Source organism: Paucibacter sp. DJ2R-2 (assembly GCF_025717675.1).
GTDB lineage: Bacteria > Pseudomonadota > Gammaproteobacteria > Burkholderiales > Burkholderiaceae_C > Paucibacter_A.
Genome location: NZ_JAJIRT010000006.1, coordinates 268,991 through 285,195, shown reverse-complemented (window position 1 = coordinate 285,195; position 16,205 = coordinate 268,991). Strand labels below are relative to the sequence as shown.

At 64.7% G+C, this 16,205-nt stretch carries 11 protein-coding genes; all 11 read left to right on the top strand.

Features of this window, described 5'->3' with window-relative positions:
• The first annotated feature begins 25 nt into the window (after positions 1–25).
• The 11 genes from LNV28_RS16160 (at position 26) to LNV28_RS16110 (ending at position 16,204) form a co-directional block, all read left to right on the top strand.
• Entirely contained in the window at positions 26–1,249 is a 1,224-nt protein-coding gene (locus LNV28_RS16160; protein WP_263517398.1) for a TIGR03087 family PEP-CTERM/XrtA system glycosyltransferase, read from the top strand.
• Complete coding sequence (locus LNV28_RS16155; protein ID WP_263517393.1) at positions 1,246–2,562, top strand: nucleotide sugar dehydrogenase; 1,317 nt, start codon at positions 1,246–1,248, stop codon at positions 2,560–2,562. Before LNV28_RS16160 ends, LNV28_RS16155 begins: the two co-directional genes overlap by 4 nt.
• Complete coding sequence (gene xrtA / locus LNV28_RS16150; RefSeq protein ID WP_263517397.1) at positions 2,562–4,163, top strand: exosortase A; 1,602 nt, start codon at positions 2,562–2,564, stop codon at positions 4,161–4,163. The genes LNV28_RS16155 and xrtA overlap by 1 nt, the downstream gene beginning before the upstream one ends.
• Before the next feature lie 38 nt (positions 4,164–4,201).
• The gene (locus LNV28_RS16145) at positions 4,202–5,482 is read left to right on the top strand and encodes a nucleotide sugar dehydrogenase (RefSeq protein ID WP_263517396.1); all 1,281 of its coding nucleotides are present in this window, start codon (positions 4,202–4,204) and stop codon (positions 5,480–5,482) included.
• 13 nt (positions 5,483–5,495) lie between these two features.
• A complete protein-coding gene (locus LNV28_RS16140; RefSeq protein ID WP_263517395.1) occupies positions 5,496–6,692 on the top strand; it encodes a TIGR03088 family PEP-CTERM/XrtA system glycosyltransferase in 1,197 nt (398 codons plus the stop codon).
• 8 nt (positions 6,693–6,700) lie between these two features.
• Complete coding sequence (locus tag LNV28_RS16135) at positions 6,701–8,638, top strand: XrtA/PEP-CTERM system amidotransferase (protein WP_263517394.1); 1,938 nt, start codon at positions 6,701–6,703, stop codon at positions 8,636–8,638.
• A gap of 99 nt (positions 8,639–8,737) precedes the next feature.
• A complete protein-coding gene (locus tag LNV28_RS16130) occupies positions 8,738–10,054 on the top strand; it encodes a nucleotide sugar dehydrogenase (protein WP_263517393.1) in 1,317 nt (438 codons plus the stop codon).
• A gap of 20 nt (positions 10,055–10,074) precedes the next feature.
• Positions 10,075–12,204 carry a glycosyltransferase gene (locus LNV28_RS16125; protein WP_263568996.1) on the top strand — a complete coding sequence of 710 codons (2,130 nt, stop codon included), beginning with the start codon at positions 10,075–10,077 and terminating at the stop codon, positions 12,202–12,204.
• A 12-nt stretch (positions 12,205–12,216) separates the two neighbouring features.
• Entirely contained in the window at positions 12,217–13,575 is a 1,359-nt protein-coding gene (locus tag LNV28_RS16120; RefSeq protein ID WP_263517391.1) for a phenylacetate--CoA ligase family protein, read from the top strand.
• 45 nt (positions 13,576–13,620) lie between these two features.
• A complete protein-coding gene (locus tag LNV28_RS16115; RefSeq protein WP_263517390.1) occupies positions 13,621–14,577 on the top strand; it encodes a polysaccharide deacetylase family protein in 957 nt (318 codons plus the stop codon).
• A gap of 7 nt (positions 14,578–14,584) precedes the next feature.
• On the top strand, positions 14,585–16,204 hold the full coding sequence (locus LNV28_RS16110; protein ID WP_263517389.1) for a polysaccharide lyase: 1,620 nt from the start codon (positions 14,585–14,587) through the stop codon (positions 16,202–16,204).
• The last annotated feature ends 1 nt before the right edge of the window (position 16,205 follow it).

Here is a 16,205-nt window from a genome sequence, read left to right as displayed (position 1 = left end):
CGCCCCCGCTCCTCCATCTGCCCGCATGAACATCCTCTACGTCTGCCATCGCTTTCCCTTCCCGCCCAAGCGTGGAGGCAAGATCAGGCCCTTCAATATGATCCGCCACCTGACGGCGGCAGGGCATGAGGTCACCGTCTGCTCGCTGGTGCGAGCCGAAGACGAAGGCGTGGAAGGGCAGGGCATTGCGCCGCATTGCAAGGCCTTCCACATGGCGCGCGTGCACAATCCCGTGCAGGCCTTGCGCATGGTGGCGCGTCTGCCCTTGACCACGCCCTCGTCGATGGGCTTTTTCTACTCCGCCGAACTTCGCCACAAGATTGACCACCTGCTGGCCACGCAGAAGTTCGATCTGATCTTTGTCCACTGCTCCTCGGTCGCGCAGTACGTTGAGCATGTGCAGGGCATTCCCAAGATCCTGGACTTCGGCGATATGGACTCGCAGAAGTGGCTGGAATACGCGGACGCCAAGCCTTTTCCTTTGTCGCTGGGTTATCGGCTTGAGGGCTACAAGATGCTGGCGGCCGAAAAGCGCCTGGCCCGCCGCTTTGACCTCTGCACCGCCACCACACGCGCTGAGTGGCAAACGCTCAACGACTACGGCACGGGCGCGGCGACCGACTGGTTCCCCAACGGTGTTGATGCCAATTACTTCAGCCCCGATGGCACGGACTACGACCTCGACACCATCAGCTTCATCGGCCGCATGGACTACTACCCCAACCAGGAATGCATGTCGCGTTTCTGTGCGGAAACCTGGCCCTTGATCAAGGCGCGTCGCCCGCAGATGAAGCTGACCATCGTCGGCGCCGATCCCTCTCCCGCCATGCGCAAGCTCGGTGAGATCGACGGCGTTACCGTGACTGGCTCGGTGCCGCATGTGCAGCCCTATGTGCGCAAATCGGCCTTGATGGTGGCCCCGCTGGCGATTGCTCGCGGCACGCAGAACAAGATTCTCGAAGCCATGGCCATGGGCGTGCCGGTGGTGACCAGCAGCATTGCCGCAGGCGGCGTCGACGCGGAGGCCGAGACCCATTTGTTGGTCGCCGACACGCCGCAGCAATGTGCCGATGCGGTGCTGCGTATCGTCGAGAACCCCGCCGAGCGGGAGCGGCTGTCCAGCGCCGGCCGGGCGCGCATGCTCAGCCACCATGCCTGGCCGCGCTCCATGGAGCGCCTGGACAAGATCATTGCCCAGGTTCTGGCCTCGGCATCCACATCATCAAAGAAGCAGGCAGTGAAGTCATGAAGATCAGCATATTCGGATTGGGCTATGTGGGCGCGGTGTCGCTGGCCTGTTTGTCGCGAGACGGCCATGATGTGGTGGGCGTGGACATCGAGCCGGCCAAGCTGGACCTGATCAAGAACGGCAAGACGCCGGTGGTCGAGGAGGGCATGGTGGAGCTGATGGCGCAAGTCGCGGCCAGCGGCCATGTCAGCGTGACGACGGACGCGGTGCAAGCGGTGCTGAGCACTGAGATCTCGCTGGTCTGCGTGGGCACGCCCTCGGCGGCCAACGGCAGCCAGGACCAGGGCGCGGTGCTGCGCCTGGCCGAACAGATCGGTGAAGCGCTCAAGCAAAAGAGCGAGCCGCATGTGGTGGTGTTCCGCTCTACCCTGGTGCCGGGCACGGTGGAAGACGTGCTGCGCCCCATCATCGAGCGCGCCTCGGGCAAGCGCGACGGCGTGGACTTCCACCTGTGCTTCCAGCCCGAGTTCCTGCGCGAAGGCAGCTCCATCCGCGACTACGACAAGCCGCCCTTCACCATCGTGGGCGCCAACCACGATTACGCGGCCGAGCGGCTGCAAGCCCTGTTCGGCCATCTGCCCTGCAAGTTCCTGAAAACCTCGGTGCGCGCGGCCGAGATGATGAAGTACTGCTGCAACAACTTCCACGCGCTCAAGATCACCTTCGCCAACGAAACCGCGCGTCTGTGCGGCGCTTTGGGTGTGGACGCCTTCGAAGTGATGGACCTGGTCTGCCAGGACACGCAGCTCAACATCTCCAAGGCCTATCTGAAGCCGGGCTTCGCCTTCGGCGGCTCCTGCCTGCCCAAGGATTTGCGCGCGACGACCTATCTGGCCAAGACGCACGATCTGGAACTGCCCATGCTCTCGGGCATCCTGGCCTCCAACCGCCAGCACCTGGACCAAGCGCTGGACAAGCTGCTGGCCCTGGGCAAGCGCAAGATTGGCTTCATCGGCCTGTCCTTCAAGACCGGCACGGACGATCTGCGCGAAAGCCCGCTGGTGACCTTGGCCGAGCAGCTGATCGGCAAGGGCATGCAGCTGTCGATTTATGACCCCGAGGTGCATCTGGCCAGCCTGCTGGGCGCGAACCGCAGCTTTGTGCAGAAGCACCTGCCGCACATCGGCGAGATGCTCAAGGGCGATCTGGCCGAGGTGGTGCAGGACAGCGAGGTGCTGGTGATGGGCCTGTCGGGCGCGGAGATCGCGGCGCAGGTGGCCGGGCTGGCTCGTGCGGACCAGGACCTGCTGGACCTGGTGAACCTGCCCAACAAGGCGGACTTCAAGGCTCGGGTGCAGGGGCTGTGCTGGTGATGAATCCGGCCAACCACAGTCCCGCGCAAGGGGGCACTCCATTCGGTCTCGCTTGGCCGCGTGCCCTGCTCGGGCTCGCGGCGGTCTTGCTCTTGGTGTTGGGCCTGTACCACCAGACAGCCTGGGCCATGGTGCAAATCTGGAACCGCTCGGAGACCTTTGCCCATGCCTTCACAGTGCCGCCGATCGCGCTGTGGCTGATCTGGCGCCAGCGCGCGGCCTTGGCCCTGGTCGAACCGCGGCCTTCGCCGTGGTTTCTGCTGCCGTTGGCGGCCTGTGGCAGCTTGTGGTTGCTGGGGGATCTGGCGGCCGTCAATGCCGCGACACAACTGGCCTTGGTGGGCATGCTGGTCTTTGCCGTGCCTTTGTGTCTAGGGTCGGCAGCAGCCCGTGTGATTGCTTTCCCGCTTGCCTTCTTTTTCTTTGCCGTGCCCATCGGCGAATTCCTGATGCCGCTGTTCATGGACTGGACAGCAGATTTCACGGTCAGCGCCCTGCGTTTGAGCGGCATTCCGGTCTATCGCGAAGGCCTGCAGTTCGTGATTCCGAGCGGCAATTGGTCGGTGGTCGAGGCCTGCAGCGGTATTCGCTATTTGATGGCTTCGGTCATGGTGGGGGCCCTGTTCGCTTATCTCAACTACCGCTCAGTCAAGCGGCGTGTGATCTTCGTGATCTTCGCCATCTTGCTGCCCGTGGTGGCCAACTGGGTGCGAGCCTATCTGACCGTGCTGCTCGGCCATGTGTCCGGCAATAAGCTGGCCACAGGTGCCGACCATCTGCTTTACGGTTGGGTGTTCTTCGGCATCATCATGCTGGCCATGTTCATGGTCGGGGCCCGCTGGGCCGAGCCCGATGCGCCAGCACCCGAGGCCAATCCGGGGTCGAGCATGCCCGGTTTGCCTCGCCGCCTGAGTGCTTCTGCTGTGGTCACGCTGGTGTCGGCTCTGGCATTGGTATTGCTGCCTTTTACATGGTCGCAGCGCTTGTCCCTGCAGTCCCCGAAGCCGGATCTGGTGCTGAGTCTGCCAGCCGGCAAGGTCGGCAGTTGGCAAGTGGCACCAGGCAGTCCAGTCATGTTGAAACCTGTGTTCCAGGCGCCAGCTGGGCAGACCGATGCGGTCTACCGCAAGGGCGACCGGCAACTGGGTTTGCATCTCGCCTATTACCGCCAGCAAAGCTACAGCAGCAAGCTGATCAGCTCGGTCAACACCTTGGTTACCAGCGAGGATCGCCGGTGGTCCGCTGTGTCGCAAGGAGCCGTGGTTTTACAGGAACCGGCCATTCGCCTGCGCCGTACCGAACTTCGCAATGTGCAGGGCACAGACAGCCCATGGCCGCAGCGCCTGGACGTCTGGCAGGTCTACTGGATCAATGGCCAGACCACCAGCAGTGACTCACGGGCCAAGCTGTTCGGCCTCTGGCATCGCTTGATGGGGCAGGGCGACGATGCGGCTGCCTTGACTCTTTACACGGACCGCGGTGACAACGGTTCGGGTGAAGCCGCACTGCGTGAATTTGTGCAAGAAAACTGGGCTGCCTTGGATGCCGCCCTGCGCAAGACCCGGGACGGCCAGGGCGCCGTGCCTGCTGCGTCTCCGTGAACAGCTGTTTTGAAATTTGAACTGACAAGGGAAACAAGATGACGACCTTAGCGGTGATCGGCCTGGGCTATGTGGGCCTGCCATTGGTGGTGGAGTTCGGCAAGCAGATCCGGACCATCGGTTTTGACATCTCGACCGCCAAAGTTGAGTCCTGCCAGCGCGGCGTCGACCCCTCGCGCGAGCTGAGCGACGAGCAGGTGCAAGCCGCCACCCATGCGGTCTACACCGACAAGCCCGAGATGCTGGCCGAGGCCGACATCATCATCGTCGCCGTGCCCACGCCGGTGGACGAGGCTCACATCCCCGACTTCAAGCCCCTGATTGGCTCCAGCACCAGCGTCGGCCGCCACATGAAGAAGGGCGCCATCGTCGTGTACGAGAGCACGGTCTACCCCGGTGCGACCGAAGAGGTGTGCATCCCCGTGCTGGAGCGTGAGTCGGGCCTGAAGTGGAAGCAGGATTTCTTCATCGGCTACAGCCCTGAGCGCATCAACCCGGGCGACAAGGAACACACGCTGACCAAGATCCTGAAGATCGTCTCCGGCGACACGCCGGAGACGCTCAACAAGGTGGCCGAGCTCTACGAAAAAATCATCATCCCTGGCGTGCACCGCGCCTCCAGCATCAAGGCCGCTGAAGCCGCCAAGGTGATCGAGAACACCCAGCGTGACCTGAACATAGCGCTGATGAACGAGCTGGCGATCATCTTCGACAAGATCGGCATTGACACTTCCGAAGTGCTGGCCGCGGCTGGCACCAAGTGGAATTTCCTGAAGTTCAAGCCGGGCCTGGTTGGCGGCCATTGCATCGGCGTGGACCCCTACTACCTGACCCACAAGGCCGACATGCTGGGCTACCACCCGCAAGTCATCCTGGCTGGCCGTCGCATCAACGACAGCATGGGCAAGTTCATTGCCGAGCAGACCATCAAGCACATGATCGCTTCGGGCTCCTACATCAAGGGCGCCCGCGTCAACGTGTTGGGCCTGACCTTCAAGGAAGACTGCGGCGATTTGCGCAACTCCAAGGTGATCGACATCATCAATGAGCTGCGCACCTACGGCGTGGAGGTATTCGTGACTGATGCCCAGGCCGAGGCCGAGGAAGCCATGCACGAGTACGGCGTGCGCCTGCTGCCCTTCGACGAACTGCCGCGTGCCGACGCTGTGGTGGCCGCTGTGGCCCACAAGGAATACGCAAAGCTCAGCGTCGAAGACCTGGGCAAGAAGATGGTCAAGGGCGGGGCGTTCATCGATGTGAAGGCTGCGTTTGATCAAGGCGGTCTGGAGGCCGCTGGCTTCCGCGTCTGGCGCCTCTGATCGAGTGCTTCGCTTGCCCCCTGAACGCATGAAAGAGCGCCGGCCCCTGGTTGTCCACCTGCTGTTCCGCTTCGACACCGGAGGGCTGGAGAACGGCGTGGTGAATCTGATCAACCACATGGATGCCAGCCGCTGGCGCCATGCGGTGGTGGCCATGACCGAGGTCACCGAGTTCCGGCGCCGCATTCAGCGTGACGATGTGCAGTTCCTGGCGTTGAACAAGCCGCCGGGGCCGGGCATTTTGCAGTGGGGCGCGCTGTACCGCATGTGCCGTGAGCTGCGGCCCGACATCGTTCACAGCCGCAATCTGGCGGCGCTCGAAGGCCAGCTGCCGGCGTGGTTGGCCCGTGTACCGGCGCGCATTCACGGTGAGCATGGCCGGGACATGGACGATGTGGACGGCCTCAACCGGCGCAACCGCCTGACCCGGCGTTTCTACAGCCCATATGTGCAGCGCTATGTGGCGCTGTCGCGCGATCTGGGTGGCTATCTTGAGAATGCCGTCGGTATCGTGCCGCGCCGCATCAGCCAAATCTACAACGGGGTGGACACGGACAAGTTCCATCCGCGCGGCGCGGCTGGGGCTTCGATTGAAGGCTGTCCCTTCCAATCTGGACCTCATGTGCTGGTCGGCACGGTGGGGCGGATGCAGTCGGTCAAGGATCAGCTGACCCTGGCTCGGGCCTTCGTCCTGGCCCTGCAGCAGCAACCCATCTTGCGTGAGCGCCTTCGCTTGATCATGGCGGGCGATGGCCCGCTGCGCACCCAGGTAGCCCAGGTCATGGCGGAAGCAGGCATGAGTGAACTGGCCTTCTTGCCCGGTGAGCGCCGCGATGTGGCGGAGCTCATGCGCGGTCTCGATGTGTTCGCCCTGCCTTCGCTGGCGGAAGGGGTGTCCAACACCATACTGGAGGCCATGGCCAGCGGCCTGCCGGTGCTGGCGACCCGGGTTGGCGGCAATGCGGAGTTGGTGGAGGCAGAGCGCACCGGGCTGCTGGTGCCTTCTGCCGATGTGTCAGCCATGGCTGGGGCCTTGATCCGTCTGGCTCAGGGCCCGGAATTGCGCGCCGCCTTCGGCCAAGCCGGTCGCCAGCGGGTGGAGCACTGCTTCAGCTTGCGCGCCATGGTGGCAGCATATGATGCCCTGTACAGCCAAGCTCTGGGGCGGCCCACGCTCGATCTCGAACACGGTCTGCGGACCACAAAGTAGAACAAGATATGTGCGGAATCACTGGAATCTTCGACACGCGCGCGGATCGCGAAGTCGATGCGGCGCGCCTGCATCGGATGAACGAATCGCAGTACCACCGGGGCCCCGATGAAGGCAGCCTGCACACCGAGCCCGGTCTGGGCATGGGGCACCGCCGCCTGTCCATCATCGACATCTCCACTGGCCAGCAGCCGCTGTTCAACGAGGATGGTTCGGTGGTCGTGGTCTTCAATGGCGAGATCTACAACTACCAGTCGCTGATTCCCGAGCTGCAGGCGCTGGGGCATGTGTTTCACACCAAGAGCGACACCGAGTGCATCGTCCATGCCTGGGAAGCCTGGGGTGAGGACTGCGTTCAACGCTTCCGCGGCATGTTTGCCTTTGCGCTCTGGGACCGTAACAAGCAGACCTTCTTCATGGCCCGCGACCGCATGGGCGTGAAGCCCTTGTTCTACAGCGTGCTGGACGATGGCCAGCTGCTGTTCGGCTCGGAGCTGAAATCCTTGCTGGCCCATGGCCAGATGCGCCGCGACATCGACCCGCTGGCGGTCGAAGAGTATTTCGCGCTCGGCTATGTGGCCGAGCCGCGCTGCATCTTCAAGCAGGCGCGCAAGCTGGAGCCGGGCTACAGCCTGTGCATCCGTCGCGGCCAGCCGATCCCCGAGCCCAAGCAGTTCTGGGATGTGCGCTTCACGCTCGACCGTCAGATCGGCGTTGAGGAAGCCTGCCTGGAACTGCAAGAACGTCTCAAGCAATCCGTGCGCCTGCGCATGATTGCCGAGGTGCCGCTGGGCGCCTTCCTGTCGGGTGGTGTGGACTCCAGCGCCGTGGTGGCCACCATGGCTGGTATCAGCTCGGACGCGGTCAACACCTGTTCGATCGCCTTCGACGACCCGGCGTTCAACGAATCGGAATTCGCCAAGCTGGTGGCCGACCGCTACCGCACCGAGCACAAGGTCGAGACCGTCAAATCCGACGACTTCGACCTGCTCGACACCCTGGCCCGGCTCTACGACGAGCCCTATGCCGACAGCTCGGCCATCCCGACCTACCGGGTCTGCCAGCTGGCGCGCAAGCATGTGACCGTGGCCCTGTCGGGCGATGGCGGTGACGAGACCTTCGGCGGCTACCGCCGCTACCGCATGCATTTGATGGAAGAGCGCATGCGCTCCATGATGCCGGCCGGCCTGCGCAAGCCGCTGTTCGGAACGCTGGGGCGTCTGTATCCTAAGGCGGACTGGGCGCCGCGCGTGTTCCGCGCCAAGACCACGTTCGAAGGCCTGTCGCGCAATGCCGTCGAGGCCTACTTCCACTCGGTGTCCATCCTGCGCGGCCCCATGCGCGAGCAACTCTTCAGCCCGCAGTTCAAAGCCCAGCTCAGCGGTTACGAGGCCCAGGAGGTGTTCGACCGCCATGCCGCCAAGGCCCAGACCGACGACCCGCTGGCCCTGATCCAGTACCTGGACACCAAGACCTATCTGGTCGGCGACATCAACACCAAGGTGGACCGCGCCAGCATGGCGCATTCGCTGGAAGTGCGTGAGCCGCTGATGGACCATGAACTGGTCGAGTGGGTGGCCAGCCTGCCGTCCGATCTCAAGATTCGCGGCCAGGAGGGCAAGTACCTGCTGAAGAAGTCCATGGAGCCCTTGCTGCCCGACGAGGTGCTGTACCGGCCCAAGATGGGCTTCGCCGTGCCGCTGGCGCGCTGGTTCCGCGGCCCGCTCAAACAACGGGTGCAGGACGCCGTGCTCGGCCCCCGCCTGGCCGCCACCGGTTGGTTCAACCGCGAGTACCTGCAACACCTGGTCGAAGCTCATCAGAGCGGCGCCCGCGACTACAGCGCGCCGCTGTGGACGCTACTGATGTTCGAGGCCTTCCTGCGCCAGGTGGTGGATGAAGAATTGCCCTTGGCCGTGCACAGCCGGGACGGCGTTCCCGCCTGAGTGAGGCCAGCCCGCCCGGCTTTGGCCGATGGCGGGCGCACGTGGATTCCGGGGCGTTCGCGCCCCGGAACTGCATCAAGATTTCGGAGACTTTGAGCAATGAAGATCAGCATTTTTGGATTGGGCTATGTGGGCGCGGTGTCGCTGGCCTGTTTGTCGCGAGACGGCCATGATGTGGTGGGCGTGGACATCGAGCCGGCCAAGCTGGACCTGATCAAGAACGGCAAGACGCCGGTGGTCGAGGAGGGCATGGTGGAGCTGATGGCGCAAGTCGCGGCCAGCGGCCATGTCAGCGTGACGACGGACGCGGTGCAAGCGGTGCTGAGCACTGAGATCTCGCTGGTCTGCGTGGGCACGCCCTCGGCGGCCAACGGCAGCCAGGACCAGGGCGCGGTGCTGCGCCTGGCCGAACAGATCGGTGAAGCGCTCAAGCAAAAGAGCGAGCCGCATGTGGTGGTGTTCCGCTCTACCCTGGTGCCGGGCACGGTGGAAGACGTGCTGCGCCCCATCATCGAGCGCGCCTCGGGCAAGCGCGACGGCGTGGACTTCCACCTGTGCTTCCAGCCCGAGTTCCTGCGCGAAGGCAGCTCCATCCGCGACTACGACAAGCCGCCCTTCACCATCGTGGGCGCCAACCACGATTACGCGGCCGAGCGGCTGCAAGCCCTGTTCGGCCATCTGCCCTGCAAGTTCCTGAAAACCTCGGTGCGCGCGGCCGAGATGATGAAGTACTGCTGCAACAACTTCCACGCGCTCAAGATCACCTTCGCCAACGAAACCGCGCGTCTGTGCGGCGCTTTGGGTGTGGACGCCTTCGAAGTGATGGACCTGGTCTGCCAGGACACGCAGCTCAACATCTCCAAGGCCTATCTGAAGCCGGGCTTCGCCTTCGGCGGCTCCTGCCTGCCCAAGGATTTGCGCGCGACGACCTATCTGGCCAAGACGCACGATCTGGAACTGCCCATGCTCTCGGGCATCCTGGCCTCCAACCGCCAGCACCTGGACCAAGCGCTGGACAAGCTGCTGGCCCTGGGCAAGCGCAAGATTGGCTTCATCGGCCTGTCCTTCAAGACCGGCACGGACGATCTGCGCGAAAGCCCGCTGGTGACCTTGGCCGAGCAGTTGATCGGCAAGGGCATGCAGCTGTCGATTTATGACCCCGAGGTGCATCTGGCCAGCCTGCTGGGCGCGAACCGCAGCTTTGTGCAGAAGCACCTGCCGCACATCGGCGAGATGCTCAAGGGCGATCTGGCCGAGGTGGTGCAGGACAGCGAGGTGCTGGTGATGGGCCTGTCGGGCGCGGAGATCGCGGCGCAGGTGGCCGGGCTGGCTCGTGCGGACCAGGACCTGCTGGACCTGGTGAACCTGCCCAACAAGGCGGACTTCAAGGCTCGGGTGCAGGGGCTGTGCTGGTGAATTCAGGCGCGTCGCCCTGGTTGAGTGAAGGCCGGTGGCGCTGGGGCCAGCGCCTTGGCTGGCTGCTGGTCTTGCTGCCGCTGCTGATCCTGCTGCCGCAGGTGCTGGGCAGCACCGATCGGGTTCGCCTGCGCAACGCGCTGGTTCTGGATGAGTCGGTCAATCCGGCCATCGACTGGCCCGCGAGTGCGCCGCCGCCCAGCTTCAAGCGTGAGCAGGCGCCGGCCTCGCTCGTCTTTGTGGAGCAGGTGCGCAAACTTGGCCTGGCCGAGCTGCCCGGTCCTTGGGAGCGCTCGCTGGCGATTGCCTCCCATTTGCTGAGCTCGGCGCCGGTCCTCACCGGCGGCCCGATCCAGAGCGATCTGCAGCGCACCTACCAGCGCATCGTCCAGGACGGCGAAGGCTATTGCGGCGATTTCGTACGCAGCTTCATGGCCCTGGCTCATGCAGCAAAGATCCCCACGCGCAGCTGGGGCTTTGCCTTTGACGGCTTCGGCGGCCACGGTCACATCTGGGTGGAGATTTGGAACGAGCCGCTGGCTCGGTGGCAGTTGCTGGATGTGTTCAATAACGTCTATTTCAGCCGGGGCCAGGGGCCGTTGTCGGCGCACGAGGTGCGCGCCGCCTTGCTGGCCCGCGATGCCGAGCTGCGCATGCTGCCCATCGCGCCTGAGGCTCGCCCGGGTTATGTCGAGGAGGCCAAGGCCTGGGAGTACTACCACCGCGGCGAGACCCAGTGGTTCCAGTGGCTGGGCGACAACCTCGAGAGCTACGACCGCGAACCGGCCGTGCGCATCACCGGCTCACTTTCGCGCAGCCTGGAGCAATTTGCCGCCATCGCCACGGGCGTTTATCCCGGCATGGCGATCTGGCCCATGGCCGAGAGCCAGGCGGCCCATGCGCATCTGCGTCGGCTGAAGACGGCCTTGCCCATGCTGGGCCTGAGCCTGCTTGCGGGCCTGGTCCTGCTGCTCCTCAGCGCCTTGCGCTTGCGCCGCCTGCGCCCGGCCTTGCAGGCTTGGTCACGCGAACACGGCCATGTGCTGCTGGTCGGGCCGCTGCCGCCGCCCGCCGGCGGCATGGCCAACCAGTGCGAACAACTCCTGCGCCTGCTCAAGGCCGAGGGTGTGCAGGTTCGCCTGCTGCGCAACAACCCACCGTATCGGCCGGCCTGGACGGGCCGTGTGCCCGTGCTCCGTGCGGTTGTTCGTTTGCTGGCCTATGTGCTGGCGGCTCGTCGCGAGATTCGCGGTGCGCGCGTGGTCCACATCATGGCCAACTCGGGCTGGGCCTGGCATTTGTTCGTGCTGCCGGTCGCGCGCCTGGCGCTGGCCCGTGGCGTGCCCTTAATCATCAACTACCGGGGTGGCCTGGCTGATGAGTTCCTCAGCCAGGGGCCGGCCCATGTGCGGCGCCTGCTGTCCCGCGCTGATTTGCGCGTCACGCCCTCGGCCTTTTTGCAGCGTGTGTTTGCCAAGCATGGCCTGAGCGCCGAGATCATTCCCAACATCATCGACCTCTCGCGCTTCAAGGCCAAGACGCCTGCGGTGGCTGCTAGCGCACCGGTGTTGCTGGTGGCCCGCAATCTGGAGCCGATCTACGACAACGCCACGGCGGTCCGCGCCTTTGCTCGCGTGCGTGAACAGTTCCCGGCGGCGCGGCTGATCGTGGCCGGGGAAGGGCCGGAGCGCGCCGCCTTGCAGCAGCTGTGCGAACAGCTGCAGATCGCCTCTGCGGTCGAATTTGCCGGTCGTGTCAACAATGCCGACATGCCTGCGCTCTACCAGCGCGCCGACTTGGCCCTCAATGCCAGCACCGTGGACAACATGCCCATCTCCATCTTGGAGGCCTTCGCCAGCGGGGTGCCGGTGGTGAGCACCGATGCCGGTGGTATTCCCGATTTGCTGGAGTCGGGCCGCACCGGTTTGCTGGTGCCCATCGGTGATGCCGAGGCGATGGCGGCCGGGGCCCTGACGGTGCTGAACGATCTGCCCTTGGCCCAGCGGTTCAGCGCGGCCGGGCAGGTCGAAGCCCAGCGCTATGCCTGGGCGGCGGTCAAGCCTTTGTGGCTGACGGCGTATGCCAAGGCGGGCCAACCCTTTGCGGCATCTTCGGTATCTGCGGCGCCGGTGCCGTCTGCCACTGTTTGAGATCTTTGAATCGTGAATCTCTACACCGATCTTTGCGCCCAGCTTTTGTTTCCGCTGCACGAGGCCTTGAAAGGCCATGACAGCGTGGCCCGGCTGCGCCTGCTGGAGCGCAGCCAGTGGTTGGCACCGGCCGAGTTGCAGGCCCTGCAACTGGCTCGCTTGCGCGATTTCCTGGGCGATGTGGGGCGCCATGTGCCTTACTACCGCCAGCTTTTCAAGGAGCTCGGCTTCGACCCGGCAGCCCTGCAAAGCTTGGCCGATCTGGAAAAGCTGCCGCGCCTGGACAAGCCCTTGATTCGCGCCCATCAGGACACGCTCAAGGCCGAAGACCATGGCGTGCTGAGCCGCTACAACACCGGTGGCTCCTCGGGCGAGCCTCTGATCTTCTACATGGGAAAAGCTCGCAAAAGCCATGATGTGGCGGCCAAATGGCGGGCCACGCGCTGGTGGAATGTGGACATCGGCGACCCCGAGATCGTGGTCTGGGGCAGCCCGATCGAGCTGGGCGCTCAGGACCGTGTGCGCCGCCTGCGTGACGGGCTGATGCGCAGCCATCTGCTGCCCGCTTTCGAGATGAGCGAGGCCAAGCTGGACGCCTTTGTCGCCGACATCCGCCGCATCCGTCCGGCCATGCTGTTTGGCTACCCGTCCAGCCTGTCCCTGATCGCGGCCCATGCCATGAAGCGCGGCGTGAGCATGCGCGATCTCGGCATCCGCGTGGCCTTTGTCACCTCGGAGCGGCTCTACGAAGAGCAGCGCCGCCTGATCTCGGAGGCCTTCGCCTGCCCGGTGGCCAATGGCTATGGCGCACGCGACGCCGGTTTCATCGCCCACCAATGCCCGGCCGGCAGCCTGCACATCAGCGCTGAGGACATGATTGTCGAGACCTTGGATCCTCAGGGTCAGCCGGTGGCCGAGGGCGAGATTGGCGAGATCGTCGTCACCCACATGGCCACGCGCGATTTCCCCTTCATCCGCTACCGCACCGGCGATATGGGCGTGCTGGGCAGCCAGGCTTGCAGCTGCGGCCGCGGCTTGCCGGTGTTGAAAGAGGTGCATGGCCGCAGCACCGATTTCGTGGTGGCGCAGAACGGCACCATCATGCATGGCCTGGCCTTGATCTACACGGTGCGCGATCTGCCCGGCGTCGAGAAGTTCCGCATCGAACAGCTGAGCCTGGATCACACCCAGGTGCAGGTGGTGCGTAACGCTGAATTTGATCCGGCTGGCGTGCAACGCATCGAGGACGACTTCCGGCGCCGGCTGGGTGCGGCGGTGCGCGTCGAAGTGCTGCTGGTGGACGACATCCCGGCCGAAGCTTCCGGAAAATTCCGCTACGTGATCAGCCGCGTCAAGGCTTTTGCATCTTGAGCCCGGGACGACCACAAAGTCCCAGGCCATTGGAACCACACTGACATGCTCACGAAACTGGCTTACAGCCTGCTCTCGCCTGCCGGCGCCCGCGGGCGGTTGACCATCCTGACCTTGCACCGCGTGCTGCCGCAGGCGGACGACATTTTCCCGGGCGAGGTGGACGCTGCGCGCTTCCGCGAGATCCTGGGCTGGCTGAAGGACTGGGCCCATGTCATGCCGCTGGACGAGGCGGCCGAACGCCTGGCCCGTGGCAGCTTGCCGGCGCGAGCCTGCGTGCTGACGTTTGACGATGGCTACGAGGACAATGTCTCGGTGGCCCTGCCCATCTTGCAAGAGTTCCGCATGCCGGCCACCTTCTTCATCGCCACCGGCTTTCTCGGCCAGGGGCGCATGTGGAACGACCGCATCATCGAGGCGATCCGGCATGCGCCGGCGGGCGCCTTGGACCTGAGTACGGTCACCAGCGATGAGCGTTCCCGCTTTCAGATCGGCGATGCCAGCAGCCGACGTCAGGCCATTGATGCGCTGCTCGGCGTGATCAAGTACCGCGTGCCGGATGAGCGTGTGCAGTGCGTCGCCGCGATCGAGACCCTGTGCGGCGGTGCCCACGACCAGGCCTTGATGATGGGCGATGCCGGCATCCACCAGCTGCGGGCCGCCGGCATGCAGATCGGCGCGCACACGGTCAACCACCCCATCCTGGCCACGCTCGATGCGGCCGGTATGCGGCGCGAGATCGGTGACAGCAAGGACTATCTCGAAGCGGTGCTGCGTGAGCCGGTGCGCCTGTTTGCCTATCCCAATGGCAAGCCGGGCCAGGACTACAACGCCGACAGCGTGGCTCAGGTCAAGGATCTGGGCTTTCTGGCCGCGGTCAGCACGGTTTGGGGCGCGGCGCGCCAGGGCGACTCGATGTTCGAGCTGCCCCGTTTCACACCCTGGGACACGAACCGATTCCGCTACCGCAGCCGCATCGTCGAAAACCTGATCCGCCACTGAGGACTACATGATTGCCTTGCGCCGCAGCCAGCTTTCTAACGCGGCGCTTTCCGCTCTTGCCGCGTTTGCGCCTCGTGATCGCGCATCGTTCTGGCGCCTCTGGGCGCGCCCGGGCTTGTGTGCTGCCGTGCTGCTGCAGACATTGGTTTGGCCGAATCAGGCCGCGGCGCAGTTGCCCGCCAACGCCGGGCCTGGCTTGGTGATCGGTGATGGCGAGGCGGGCCCGAGTTGCGCTTTTCTCACCGGCATGGGCGAGATCCGCTGGCAGCATCCGGGCGGCGACTGGATCGATGCCCAAGGCAAGCCGCAGGGCGATCGTGCCTTCTCGCAGATCAAGCTGCAGCGCGGCATGGGCCGACCTTTTGTGGAGATGGACCTCAGCAGCCTGGTGCAGCGCTGGCAGGCGACGCCCAGCCTGCCTCGCGTGGTCCTGCTGCGCGCCCTGGGTGCGGCCGGGGCCGGCGACATCGTCGACTTCCACAGCAAGGAGTCACCCGACCGAGCCGCCCGTCCCATGCTCAAGCTGGAGTTGGAGGACGGCAGCCGTTTGCGACTGAGCCCGGCGGCCGACACCTTCACCGATTGCAGCAGCCTGAGCAGCCTCGGCCAGCGCCCGGAGCTCAAGCTGGGCGGCGGCCGGCATGTGCTGCTGCGCTTTGACATTCCCGAGACGGCCAAGGTCAAGAAAGCCGTGCTCATGCTGACGTCTGACCAGCAATACGGCAGTGCCTTCATCGACATCGGCAGCTTTGCGCTCTATCCCAGCTATGCCCGGCCCGCGCAGGTGCAGGAAGGCCTGGCGGCCAAGTACTCGGGCGACCAAGGCATTGCGTCCCACCCTGACGTCTTGTTCAGTGCCGATTTCGAAGCTTCGGACTGGCTGCGTCAGTTTGGCGGCTGGGTGCTGCGCGGCGATGGCGGCGTGATCGGGCCGCAAGACGCCACCCCTGGGTTTCAAGCCCTTTCGGGCCGGGCGCTCAAGGTGCGCATCGCCAAGGGCGAGAACCTGGGCCTGGATCTGCGCTACAAGTTCAGCGCACGTGGGCAGGCGGAGCCGGAGGAGGTCTATTTCCGTTACTACCTGCGCCTGGGCCGCGACTGGCAGCCCCTGCTGGACGGCGGCAAGCTGCCCGGCATCGCGGGCACCTACGGGAAGGCCGGCTGGGGCCGGCGCAAGGCCGATGGCAGCAATGGCTGGTCGGTGCGCGGTGGCTTCGCTCGGCGCCCGGCGGGCGACCGCTCGGTGGCCGACCTCAATGCTTTGAACTTTTACGCCTATCACGCCGACATGAAGGACGAGACGGGCGACCCTTGGGACTGGTCACTGGGCCCCACCGGGCTGGTACGCAATGAGCGCTGGTACTGCATCGAGCAGCATGTCAAGCTCAACCAGCCGGGCAAGTCGGATGGGCTCATAGAGGCCTGGATCGATGGCCAGCAGGTCATGAAGCGCAGCGGTGTGCGCCTGCGCGACACCAAGCGATTGGCCATCGAGGAAGTCTGGTTTGATGTCTACCATGGCGGTGTGTCGCCAGCGCCGCAAGACATGCACCTCTACATTGACAACGTGGTGATCGCCCGCAGCTATATCGGTCCGATGCGTGCCGGCTCGCCTGCTCGCCCCTGAG

Coding starts and splice junctions, on each gene's coding strand:
- LNV28_RS16160 (WP_263517398.1), top strand. CDS start 26: ATGAACATCCTCTACGTCTGCCATCGCTTTCCCTTCCCGCCCAAGCGT.
- LNV28_RS16155 (WP_263517393.1), top strand. CDS start 1,246: ATGAAGATCAGCATATTCGGATTGGGCTATGTGGGCGCGGTGTCGCTG.
- xrtA (WP_263517397.1), top strand. CDS start 2,562: ATGAATCCGGCCAACCACAGTCCCGCGCAAGGGGGCACTCCATTCGGT.
- LNV28_RS16145 (WP_263517396.1), top strand. CDS start 4,202: ATGACGACCTTAGCGGTGATCGGCCTGGGCTATGTGGGCCTGCCATTG.
- LNV28_RS16135 (WP_263517394.1), top strand. CDS start 6,701: ATGTGCGGAATCACTGGAATCTTCGACACGCGCGCGGATCGCGAAGTC.
- LNV28_RS16130 (WP_263517393.1), top strand. CDS start 8,738: ATGAAGATCAGCATTTTTGGATTGGGCTATGTGGGCGCGGTGTCGCTG.
- LNV28_RS16115 (WP_263517390.1), top strand. CDS start 13,621: ATGCTCACGAAACTGGCTTACAGCCTGCTCTCGCCTGCCGGCGCCCGC.
- LNV28_RS16110 (WP_263517389.1), top strand. CDS start 14,585: ATGATTGCCTTGCGCCGCAGCCAGCTTTCTAACGCGGCGCTTTCCGCT.